Below are 10,762 nucleotides of genomic sequence, written 5' to 3' on the forward strand. Positions count from 1 at the left end.
TGATCATGGTCGACGCACTCAAGCGCGCCTCGGCGAAGCAGATCACCGTGGTCATGCCGTTCTACGGCTATGCCCGCCAGGACAAGAAGCACCGCGGCCGCGAGCCGATCTCGGCCCGGCTGATCGCCGACATGTTCCAAACGGCCGGCGCCGACCGGTTGATGGCCGTCGACTTGCACACCGCGCAGATCCAGGGGTTCTTCAACGGCCCGGTCGACCACCTGTGGGCGCTGCCCATCCTCGCCAACCACGTCGCCGACCGGCACGACCCGGCGAACATGACCATCGTCTCGCCCGACGCCGGCCGCGTCCGCGTCGCAGACGTGTGGGCCGACCGGCTCGGCACGCCGCTGGCCATCATCCACAAGCGGCGTGACCCGAACGTCGCCAACCAGGTGAAGGTGCACGAGGTCGTCGGTGACGTCCAGGGGCGGACCTGTCTGCTCGTCGACGACATGATCGACACCGCGGGAACCATCACCCAAGCCGCCGACGCCCTGCTCGAGGGCGGTGCAGAGAAGGTGCTCGTGGCGGCGACACACGCGGTGCTGTCCGGTCCCGCGGTGGACCGGCTGAAGAACTCCGGCATCGCCGAGGTCATCGTGACGAACACGCTGCCCATCCCGGAGGAGCGCCGGTTCGACAAGCTCACGGTGCTCTCGATCGCCCCGCTCGTGGCTCGGGCGATCCACGAGGTATTCGAGGAAGGCTCGGTCACCAGCCTGTTCAACGGCAACGCGTAGGCCGCTGCGCCAGGGCCGGTTTCACATCCCCGGCGCGCGGGGGCTAAACTTCGGTGGTTGCCTCGGCGAGGGCGCTGTTCTGTGACGGCTCCGTGATCGACGCGGTGCGCAGTCGGTGCGCGCCTTTTGCCCGAGCCCGACGTGTCGCCTGACCGCCCACCGCCTTTCGAGGAGTACCACCGTGTCCGATGTCAAGATCGCTGCCGAGCTGCGAACCGAGTTCGGTAAGGGCGCTGCCCGCCGTCTTCGCCGCGCGGACAAGGTGCCGGCGGTGCTCTACGGCCACGGCACCGACCCGATCCACCTGTCCCTGCCGGGCCACGACACCATGATGGCGATGAAGACGGCCAACGTGCTGATCACGCTCGACATCCAGGACCACGGCAACGAGCTGGCGCTGCCGAAGCATGTCCAGCGCGACCCGCTCAAGGGCTTCATCGAGCACGTCGACCTGCTGCTGGTCAAGCGCGGTGAGAAGGTCGTCGTCGACGTTCCCGTCACCCTCGTCGGTGACGCTGCCCCGGGCACGATGGTCAGCCTCGAGAGCACCACGGTGGCCATCGAGGCCGAGGCCACGCACCTGCCCGAGCACATCGAGGTCTCTGTCGAGGGCCTCGAAGAAGGCAGCATGATCCACGCCAAGGACCTCACGCTGGCGCCGGGGTCCACCCTCGCGGCCGACGAGGAACTGCTCATCGTCAACATCACGGCGACGCCGACCGAGGCGGACCTCGAAGCCGAGGCTCCGGCCGAGGAGGGCGCCGAGGTCGAGGAAGCGGCTGCGAGCGAGGGCGAGGAAGCCGCAGCGAGCGAAGAGTCGTAATTCCGCAGGAGTTCGATGGGAGGGCCGGGGGTCCGTAGATGTCCGACGCGCTGTGGCTCGTCGTGGGTCTCGGGAACCCCGGCCCTTCGTATGCCGAAACGCGGCACAACGTCGGCGCGATGGTCCTCGACCTGCTCGCCGCGCGCGCCGAGACGCGGCTGAAGGCGCAACGACGCACCCGCGCCGATGTCGCGGAGGTCCGTTTCGGCGGCATCCCCGGCAACCGCGCGGTCCTGGCCCGGCCGCGTTCGTACATGAACGAATCCGGCGGTCCGGTCGCTCGGTTGGTCGACTTCTACAAGGTGCCGCTGGATCATGTCCTCGTCGTGTACGACGAACTGGACTTGCCGTTCGGCACCATCCGGCTCAAACGCGGCGGTGGCGACAACGGCCACAATGGGTTGCGTTCCATTCGGGCCAGTCTGGGCTCCGGAGACTATTGCCGCCTGCGTATCGGTATCGGGCGCCCGCCGGGCCGGATGGATCCGGCCGCCTATGTACTCAAACCGTTTTCAGCGGCTGAACGCCGCGATCTGGAGTTCTACGTCGATCGTGCCGCAGATGCCGCCGAAGCGGTGGTGGTCGATGGCCTCGTGTATGCGCAGAATCATTACAACGGGTGAATTGAGAGTACGGCCCAGCCGACGGAAATCGGATTCGTGAAAACGTCGGGAAAATCACCGGCCACACCTCTGGTCCTGGTCTGCGCGCGCCGCGTATAGTCCCTCCATGTTCGTCGGCTCAGGTCTGAGCCGGTGGGGGGTATCGGAGCCTGGGGGGGCCATGGCTACGGTAGACATTCCGTCTACGCGCGTGCGCGCACATTCACTTCAGCAGCATTCTTTGATCGGGCGTGACGGGGCAGGAAGCGAGCTTCCGACCCAGCGCCCCTTTCGTCCTCGACAACTTCTCGCCATCGGTGATTCGGTGACGGCCGGTGCTGCGGCCGCGACGATCTGGGTGCCGGCTTTCATGCCCGACGAGCCCACCGTGGCGGTGGCATTGACGGTGTTGGCAGCGTCGTGGCCGCTGGGCCTGATGTGCCGGACGCGACCGGGCGAAGCCATTCTCGGTTCGCGTCGGCGCTATGCCGACGTCGTCGAGGTGTTGGCGGTCCTGGTCGCCGTGCTGGCGATCGCGGGTTCGGCGTTCGGGTGGCCGGTGCTCGGCGGCCCGCTCGTCGGCGTCGTGGCGATCCTGCTGACCGGAGCCGTGGTGCTGCGGTTCGTGACCGCGCGGCGGGAGCGCGACCTGTGCCGGCGCGGTGTGGCCGGCGTCCGCACGCTCGTGATCGGTCGGCAGGCCGGCGTGTCCGAGGTGACCGACCGCCTCGCTCGCGACGACGATCACGCGCTCCTCGTGGTGGGCGCCTGCGTCGAAGACGACGACGGACACGTGGTCGAGACCGTCGCCGTGGGCGAGCCGACCGGACCCCACCCCGACGGCGAGCGCGAGCGCACCCCGGTGGCCGCCGTCGTCGCCGCCGTCCTCGAGTCGGGAGCGCAAGCGGTCTGCGTCGCACCTGAATCGTCTTTCACCGGGCAGCGGCTGCGTGAGTTGGGCTGGGCGCTCAGCGACGTCGGCGGTGAACTAATCGTCGAGCTGGGCCTGGACGACGTCGCCCCGCATCGCCTGTCGGCCGGACGTGCGGGCGCGGGCGCGGTCGTTCATGTGCGGCAGGCCCGCCCGGCCGGCGCCCCGCTGCGGGTGAAGAGCGTCGCCGACCGGCTGCTCGCGGCGGTGGGACTGGTGCTGGTCTCTCCGCTGCTCGCGGTCATCGCAGTCGCCGTGCGGATGTCCAGCCCGGGACCGGTGTTCTACCGGCAGGTGCGGGTGGGCCACGACGGGCTGATGTTCACCATGGTCAAGTTCCGCACCATGTACGTGGACGCCGACATGCGCCGCGCCGAGCTGCTCGGCGGCACCGACCAGGATGGCCCGATGTTCAAGATGCGCCTGGATCCCCGGGTGACCCCGATCGGCCGGGTGCTGCGCAAATACTCGCTCGACGAGTTGCCGCAGCTGCTCAACGTCCTGCGCGGCGAGATGTCCCTGGTCGGTCCGCGCCCGCCGCTGCCGGAGGAAGTGGACCAGTACGGCCCCACTGAGCGCCGCCGGTTGCGGGCGGTGCCGGGGATGACCGGCCTGTGGCAGGTCAGCGGGCGGTCCAACCTGTCGTGGGACGAGACGATACGGCTGGACCTGAGCTATGTGGACAACTGGACGCTCGGCGAGGACGCCCGGCTGCTGGCTCGCACGGTCGGCGCGGTGTGGCGGGGAACCGGAGCGTATTGATGGCAGGCCGGCTCGTGCGGGGCGGAGGGAGCCGCGGTGACCACCTGGCTGGTGACAGGGGCGGCGGGCAGGCTCGGCCGCGAGTTCGTCGGGCTGCTGCACAGCCTCGGCGAGCCGGTGGTGCCGGCCACGAAGGCCGTACTGGACGTCACCGACGGTCGCGCTGTCGAGGCCGCCGTCGCGAGCATCGCGCGGATGGCGGCCGGCGACCCAGGTGACCCGGTGGTCGTGAACCTCGCCGCCGTCACCGATGTCGACGGCGCGGAGGTCGACGAGGCCGGAGCCCGGGCCGTCAACGCACACGGCGTGGCGAACGTGGCCCGAGCGTGTGAACGCGCGGACGTGCGCATGATCCAGCTGTCGACCGACTACGTCTTCGACGGGTCCAGCCGCCAGCCGTACCCCGAGGATGCCCCGATCGCCCCGGCGACGGCCTACGGGCGGACGAAGGCCGAAGGTGAGCGGGTCGTGCTGGAGGCGTTGCCGGACACCAGCGTGATCATCCGCACCGGGTGGACGTACGGCGCCTACGGGCGCAGCTTCGTCAGCACCATGGTCGAGTTCGCCGCCCGGCGCGACGAGGTCGAGGTGATCGACGACCAGCGGGGCCAGCCGACGTGGACGTTCGACCTGGCCACCCGGATCTACGACATCGGCAGGCTGCTGAGTGCGTCCGCCGTGTCGGGCGTGCTGCACGCCACGAACTCCGGCTCGACGTCGTGGTACGGGCTGGCGCGTGCGGTCTTCGCCGAGCTCGGCGTCGATCCGGACCGCGTCCGGCCGATCACGAGTGACGAGATGCCCAGGCTGGCGCCCCGTCCGCCGTATTCGGTGCTGGCCCAGGACCGGTGGGCGCAGCTCGGGATGGAGCCGATGCGACCGTGGCGCCAGGCGCTGTCGGCGGCGGCCCCGACGGTGCTGACCGGACGGTGACGGCTGCCGGTCAGCGGCTGAGCTGGGGGCGTCTCGCGATCCGGCCCCCACGGGCTGGGCGGGACGAGTCGGTTACTGTGGGAGGCTTGATCGGTCCCCGGAGGAGACTAGTGACCCACGCCGATGCAGCCTTGGCGGCTCGCCTTGCCCAGGGGGCAGGCGAGGTATTGCTCGACTTGCGCCGGACTCACGGCCCCGTGGACGGCGGGCGTGAACTGCGCGACGCCGGCGACCGCGCGGCCCAGCGCTACCTCGACGAGCAGCTGTCGACGCACCGCCCCGACGATGCCGTGCTCAGTGAAGAGGCCGCTGACGACCCCGCGCGCCTCGACGCTGAGCGGGTCTGGATCATCGACCCGCTCGACGGCACCCGCGAGTATGCCGAGGGCCGTTCGGACTGGGCGGTGCATGTCGCCTTGTGGGTCGGCGGTGAGCTGACCGCCGGGGCGGTCGCGCTGCCCGGCCTCGGGGTCACGTTGTCCAGCGACCCAGCGCCCCAGGTCCCCGAGCGCACCTCCGATGTCGTGCGGGTCGCGGTGAGCCGGACCCGGCCGCCGGCCGAGGCCGAGCACGTCGCACGCACCATGTCGGCCGAGCTCGTGCCGATGGGATCGGCGGGCTACAAGGCAGCGGCAGTGATCCGCGGCGAGGTCGACGCGTACATCCACGCCGGTGGGCAGTACGAGTGGGACTCGGCCGCCCCGGTCGCCGTCGCGCTCGCCGCGGGGCTGCATGCCAGCCGCATCGACGGCGCACCGATGCGATACAACACTAAGGACACCTACATCCCCGACCTGATCGTCGCCCGGCCCGAGCTCGGCTCGGCGCTCGTGGCCGCGTGCGCCGAGGTCGGGGACGTTCACACCGCAACGAGGTCCGCACGATGACGATGACGCACGAATACCAGCTCACGCAGCTCGACGTCCTCGAATCCGAGGCGTTGCACATCTTCCGCGAGGTGGCCGCCGAGCTCGAACGCCCAGTGCTGCTGTTCTCGGGCGGCAAGGACTCGATCGTGATGCTGCGCCTGGCTGAGAAGGCGTTCTGGCCCGCGCCCATCCCGTTCCCGGTCATGCACGTCGACACCGGGCACAACTTTCCCGAGGTCCTCGAGTTCCGCGACCGGCGGGTCGCCGAGCTGGGTGTGCAGCTCATCGTCGCTTCGGTGCCCGAGGCCATCGAGCGCGGCCTGGTGCGTGAGGAGCCCAACGGCTCGCGTAACCGGATCCAGACGCCGGTGCTGCTCGAAGCGGTGGAGAAGCACCGGTTCACTGCGCTTTTCGGCGGCGCGCGGCGCGACGAGGAGAAGGCGCGCGCCAAGGAGCGGGTGTTCTCGTTCCGTGACGACTTCGGCCAGTGGGACCCGAAGAACCAGCGCCCGGAACTGTGGAACCTCTACAACGGGCGCATCCACGTAGGCGAGAGCATCCGCGTCTTCCCGCTGTCCAACTGGACCGAGCTCGACGTGTGGCAGTACATCGCCCGCGAGGGCATCGACGTGCCGTCGATCTACTTCGCTCACGAGCGCGAGGTGTTCGAGCGCGACGGCATGGTGTTCTCGGCCAACGAGTTCTGCAAGCCGCGAGACGGCGAAGAGACCTTCACCGCGAAGGTGCGCTACCGCACCGTCGGCGACGCGTCGCTGACCGCGGCGGTTCGTTCCGACGCGGACACCATCGACAAGATCATCGAAGAGGTGGCCGCCACCAGGCTCACCGAACGCGGTGCGACCCGCGGCGACGACCGCGTGAGCGAGGCCGCGATGGAGGACCGTAAGAAAGAGGGATACTTCTAGATGCGACGCCCGATCCCTCGAACGACATGCCTACGGGAGTGCACAGCGTGACCTCGACGACGCCCACGGAAGCCGACGCGGGCCTGCTGCGATTCGCCACCGCCGGTTCTGTCGACGACGGCAAGAGCACGCTGATCGGCCGGCTGCTCTTCGACTCGAAGTCGATCTTCAACGACCAGCTCGAAAGTGTCGAGCGCACCAGCAAGCAGCGCGGTGACGAGTACACCGACCTGGCCTTGCTGACCGACGGGCTGCGCGCCGAGCGCGAGCAGGGCATCACCATCGACGTCGCGTACCGCTACTTCGCCACGCCGCGACGCAAGTTCATCATCGCCGACACCCCCGGGCACATCCAGTACACGCGCAACATGGTCACCGGCGCCTCCACCGCCGATCTGGCCATCGTGCTGGTCGACGCCCGCAAGGGCTTGGTCGAACAGAGCCGCCGGCACGCGTTCATCGTCTCGCTGCTGCGGGTGCCGCACCTGGTGCTGGCAGTGAACAAGATGGACCTGGTCGACTGGTCGCAGGAGGCGTTCGAGAAGATCCAGCGCGACTTCACCGCCTTCGCCACCAAGCTCGACATCCCGGACCTGACGACGGTGCCGATCTCGGCGCTGCACGGCGACAACATCGTCTCGCGCTCGGGCAACATGCCGTGGTACGAGGGTTCGTCGTTGCTGCACCACCTCGAGAACGTGCACATCGCCAGCGACCGCAACCTGGTCGACGTGCGGTTCCCGGTGCAGTACGTCATCCGCCCGAAGTCGCTGCAGTACCCCGACTACCGCGGGTACGCCGGTCAGGTTGCGGGTGGCATTCTCAAGCCGGGTGACGAAGTCATGGCGCTGCCGAGTGGGTTGACCACGCGGATCGCCGCCATCGAAACCGCCGACGGGCCGGTCGAGGAAGCCTTCGCCCCGATGTCGGTGACCATCCGGCTCGAGGACGAGATCGACATCTCTCGTGGTGACATGATCTGCCGGCCACACAACCAGCCGTACGTGGCGCAAGACATCGACGCGATGGTGTGCTGGATGGCCGATACTCCGCTCTCGCCCGGGCAGAAGCTGGCGATCAAGCACACCACCCGGTCGGCGCGGACGCTGGTGAAAGACATCCAGTACCGCCTCGACGTCAACACGCTGCACCGGGACGAAGACGCTGGGCAGCTCGGCTTGAACGACGTCGGCCGGGTCCGGCTGCGGACCACCGCCCCGCTCCTGGCTGACGAGTACCGCCGCAACCGCATCACCGGCGGATTCATCCTCATCGACGAGGCGACGCACCGCACCGTCGGTGCTGGGATGATCACGTCGGCCAGCTGAGGCACCAGCTACGGCGAATTGCGTAGCTGCGGTTACGTTCCGTGCCGGACGCCGCCGAGGCGTATTGCCAGCACACTCGAATCACGATGAGCACAATTCGTGATTCGAGGAGCATGACATGTTCGCAGCAACCGACCAGATCATCGCCCATGGCGGACCCTGGAACGGGCCGGACTTCTGGCCGATCTTCCCGATCCTGTGGTTCCTGATCGTCGTAGCCGCCATCACGGCCGCAGTCGTCCTCTGGCGCCGCAACAGCGCGGCTTCAGGTCGGCGCGCGGGTGAGGCCAAGCTGGCCGAACGCTTCGCCGCCGGCGAGATCGACGAAGACGAGTACACCGATCGGCTGGACACGTTGCGTGATCGCTGACCGGTTGGCCGCGCCGGCGCCCCAACACCCCTGGGGTCGTGATGATCATCGTGCCGGAAAGTGTTGACGTTCGCGGTCGTGATGATCGTCGTGTTGAAAGGTGCTGGAGTCAGCGGTCGTGATGATCGTCGTGGCAGAAACTGCCGGTATAGTCCGCGCTTTGTTGCACGACGATCTTCACGACCGGCGCCACTAGCGTTCGTGCCCGGTTCGCCCCAGTCAGCACCGGCGGCGACTGGCACTACCAGGTATTTCGTGCCCGATTCGCCCCAACCCCCACCGCCGGCCGGTCCTGCCAGCGGCCCTGCGCGCCCCGAGGTCGCCCAGCACCCAGCGTCACGGCGAGCCGTGAACCGCCACCACGGCGCGGCGGGCATTGTCGGCGACGAGGTGAGCGTTGAAGGACGCCGCCGGACACAGGCATGATCACGGGGTCGGCGTGTAGCTGTGTCGTGTCCAGCACGCTAGAGTTCGCTCAGCAGCTTACTTCTGGGGGGCCGATGAGACTGCGAACCGACGGCGTCACATGGCGCGAGATCGACGGCGAAACGGTGATTCTGGACCTGGCCAGCTCGACGTATCTCAAGACGAACGAGTCCGGCTCGGTCCTGATGCGAATGTTGACCGATGAACGTACCGAGACCGAGCTGGTCGATGGTCTGGTCGACGAGTTCGGCATCGAAAGTGATCAGGCGCGAACCGACGTGGAGTCTTTCCTCGGCATGCTTCGGGAGCGGGAACTGCTGGAATCGTCCGGTTGATAGTTCGTGCTGGACAGCACGACGAGATGAGGGGGGTACGACCGATGGCTTATGAGTCTCCGGTGATCGACGAGATCGGTTCCGTGCGCGAGCTGACGCTTGCTCAAGACGGGCGCGGCCGGTCCGATCAGCACATGTGGTTCCGCTACGACAACGATCCAGGCGGCGCCCTGTCCTGACGGGCGCGTTCCGGCACTGGCGACCGGCGCCGACGACCGGCGAACCGGCGAACCGGCGGGGCACACGTGGCACGCTGAAGCGCTCCACATATGCGGACAAACCGGACACGATCGGTCACTTTCAGCGTGCCACGCACTCAGCACGTCAGCGCACCTACAACCAACCAAAATGTTGGCAGAAGGATTCTTCCCAACCGCCTTCGAAAGGCGATATAGTCCGATTCTCGGGCTGGACAGGACGCGGGGGGTGTTCTGCGGTCCGAAACCCTCATCGAGGGGTCATCGAAAGGGGGGCGCGGTCATGACATATGAACCGCCGAAGATGGAAGAAGTCGGGTCGGTCCGTGAATTGACCCTTGCACTTTCCGGCAAGGGGTCTGCCGACCAGATTCTGTGGATCAAGTTCGGCGACAAGCCGGGTGGCGGCGGCGGAATTTCCTGAGCCGACGCAAGACGCGATGCATCGTGGGCCGACCGGCCAAACGGTCAGGCGCCCACGATGCATCGTCTTGACGGTGCGTTCGGGGGCCCCACATGATGGTCCGGCTAATGACGAGTCGGCCGACGACGATTGACATTGTTGATGAACAGTCGTTCTACCGGCCGTCGGTTTTCGAAATTGCGACGTCCTGGGTACACGGAGTCGTACCACTGACCCCACTCCCACACGTCACGACGACACCGCGCGCAGCGCTGGAAGCGGTGATCGGCCGCGCACTACGACGTCCGCCGTGTTACGTGTCGTTCTCCGGTGGCCGTGATTCTTCGGCGGTCCTTGCCGTGGCGACGGAGGTGGCGCGTAGGGAAGGGCTGCCCGACCCGGTTCCGGTCACCGAGGTGTATCCGGAGGTGGACGACACCGACGAGTCGGCTTGGCAAGACATGGTGATCGAGCATCTCGGCCTGGCCGATTGGGTGCGAATCCCGATCTACGGCGCGAGTGATCTCTTGGGCGAGGTGGGCCAGGCCGGGTTGCTGCATCGCGGGCTGCTGTGGCCCCCGGCGTTTCACGTCAAGCAGGCGTTGTTCGCCTCGGCAGCCGGGGGATCCCTGCTCACCGGTGAGGGCGGCGACGAGGTCATCGGCGCCCACCGGGTCACTCCGCTGATGCTGCTGGTGCGCAAGCGCCGGCCGGCCTCGCGGGCCCTGCTGTCGGCGTCGTCGGCGGCGCTCATGCCAGGTCCGATACGCCGGGTTGCCGCACGGTCGGAGATGGTTCGATCCGGCTATCAATCCTGGTTGCGGCCGGCCGTCGCCGAAAGGCATCACCGCTTGCTCGCCGCGGACGAAGCTGGCGAGCCATTGCGGTGGGACCGGGCGACGTGGTGGTTGCGACACCGACGGGCGGTCCAGGCGGTTCTCGGTTGCTACCACGCGCTGGGCGCCGAGCACGGTGTCACGGTGACGCACCCGCTGCTGGATCATGACTTCCTGGCCGCCTTGGCTGCCGCCGGCGGACGGTGGGGCTACGCCGGCCGGACGGCGCTGATGCGCAGGCTGTTCGCCGACGTGTTGCCCGACGAGATCCTGCGCCG

General features: G+C 68.0%; 13 protein-coding genes. All 13 read left to right on the top strand.

Going from position 1 to position 10,762, the window contains the following annotated elements; genetic code table 11:
* Positions 1–743: ribose-phosphate diphosphokinase (locus tag M6444_RS01710; protein ID WP_298322309.1), on the top strand; the 743-nt coding region annotated here is incomplete at its 5' end.
* Between the two features lie 181 nt (positions 744–924).
* The gene (locus M6444_RS01715; RefSeq protein WP_298322311.1) at positions 925–1,566 is read left to right on the top strand and encodes a 50S ribosomal protein L25/general stress protein Ctc; all 642 of its coding nucleotides are present in this window, start codon (positions 925–927) and stop codon (positions 1,564–1,566) included.
* Positions 1,567–1,604: 38 nt separating this feature from the next.
* Positions 1,605–2,189 carry an aminoacyl-tRNA hydrolase gene (pth, locus tag M6444_RS01720; protein WP_298322313.1) on the top strand — a complete coding sequence of 195 codons (585 nt, stop codon included), beginning with the start codon at positions 1,605–1,607 and terminating at the stop codon, positions 2,187–2,189.
* Between the two features lie 304 nt (positions 2,190–2,493).
* Complete coding sequence (locus tag M6444_RS01725; RefSeq protein ID WP_298322315.1) at positions 2,494–3,861, top strand: sugar transferase; 1,368 nt, start codon at positions 2,494–2,496, stop codon at positions 3,859–3,861.
* A 36-nt stretch (positions 3,862–3,897) separates the two neighbouring features.
* On the top strand, positions 3,898–4,794 hold the full coding sequence (rfbD, locus tag M6444_RS01730; RefSeq protein WP_298322316.1) for a dTDP-4-dehydrorhamnose reductase: 897 nt from the start codon (positions 3,898–3,900) through the stop codon (positions 4,792–4,794).
* A gap of 110 nt (positions 4,795–4,904) precedes the next feature.
* The gene (locus M6444_RS01735; RefSeq protein ID WP_298322318.1) at positions 4,905–5,681 is read left to right on the top strand and encodes a 3'(2'),5'-bisphosphate nucleotidase CysQ; all 777 of its coding nucleotides are present in this window, start codon (positions 4,905–4,907) and stop codon (positions 5,679–5,681) included.
* Positions 5,678–6,589, top strand: a complete 912-nt coding sequence (cysD, locus tag M6444_RS01740) for a sulfate adenylyltransferase subunit CysD (protein ID WP_298322320.1) — start codon at positions 5,678–5,680, stop codon at positions 6,587–6,589. Before M6444_RS01735 ends, cysD begins: the two co-directional genes overlap by 4 nt.
* Positions 6,590–6,615: 26 nt before the next feature.
* Positions 6,616–7,917 (top strand): sulfate adenylyltransferase subunit CysN, encoded by a 1,302-nt coding sequence (gene cysN / locus M6444_RS01745; RefSeq protein ID WP_363326203.1) that lies wholly within the window; start codon positions 6,616–6,618, stop codon positions 7,915–7,917.
* A gap of 118 nt (positions 7,918–8,035) precedes the next feature.
* Positions 8,036–8,287, top strand: coding sequence for an SHOCT domain-containing protein (locus tag M6444_RS01750; protein WP_298322324.1), 252 nt, complete (start codon positions 8,036–8,038; stop codon positions 8,285–8,287).
* Positions 8,288–8,787: 500 nt separating this feature from the next.
* Complete coding sequence (locus M6444_RS01755; RefSeq protein WP_298322326.1) at positions 8,788–9,048, top strand: PqqD family protein; 261 nt, start codon at positions 8,788–8,790, stop codon at positions 9,046–9,048.
* 44 nt (positions 9,049–9,092) lie between these two features.
* A complete protein-coding gene (locus M6444_RS01760; RefSeq protein ID WP_298322329.1) occupies positions 9,093–9,227 on the top strand; it encodes a lasso RiPP family leader peptide-containing protein in 135 nt (44 codons plus the stop codon).
* A gap of 301 nt (positions 9,228–9,528) precedes the next feature.
* Positions 9,529–9,669 (top strand): lasso RiPP family leader peptide-containing protein, encoded by a 141-nt coding sequence (locus M6444_RS01765; RefSeq protein WP_298322331.1) that lies wholly within the window; start codon positions 9,529–9,531, stop codon positions 9,667–9,669.
* 107 nt (positions 9,670–9,776) lie between these two features.
* The coding region (locus M6444_RS01770) for an asparagine synthase C-terminal domain-containing protein (RefSeq protein WP_298322332.1) at positions 9,777–10,762 on the top strand (986 nt) is incomplete at its 3' end.

The organism is Haloactinopolyspora sp., from assembly GCF_027324685.1.
In the GTDB taxonomy this organism is placed as follows: domain Bacteria; phylum Actinomycetota; class Actinomycetes; order Jiangellales; family Jiangellaceae; genus Haloactinopolyspora.

Coding starts and splice junctions, on each gene's coding strand:
- M6444_RS01760 (WP_298322329.1), top strand. CDS start 9,093: ATGGCTTATGAGTCTCCGGTGATCGACGAGATCGGTTCCGTGCGCGAG.
- M6444_RS01755 (WP_298322326.1), top strand. CDS start 8,788: ATGAGACTGCGAACCGACGGCGTCACATGGCGCGAGATCGACGGCGAA.
- M6444_RS01765 (WP_298322331.1), top strand. CDS start 9,529: ATGACATATGAACCGCCGAAGATGGAAGAAGTCGGGTCGGTCCGTGAA.
- M6444_RS01750 (WP_298322324.1), top strand. CDS start 8,036: ATGTTCGCAGCAACCGACCAGATCATCGCCCATGGCGGACCCTGGAAC.
- cysN (WP_363326203.1), top strand. CDS start 6,616: ATGCCTACGGGAGTGCACAGCGTGACCTCGACGACGCCCACGGAAGCC.
- cysD (WP_298322320.1), top strand. CDS start 5,678: ATGACGATGACGCACGAATACCAGCTCACGCAGCTCGACGTCCTCGAA.
- pth (WP_298322313.1), top strand. CDS start 1,605: ATGTCCGACGCGCTGTGGCTCGTCGTGGGTCTCGGGAACCCCGGCCCT.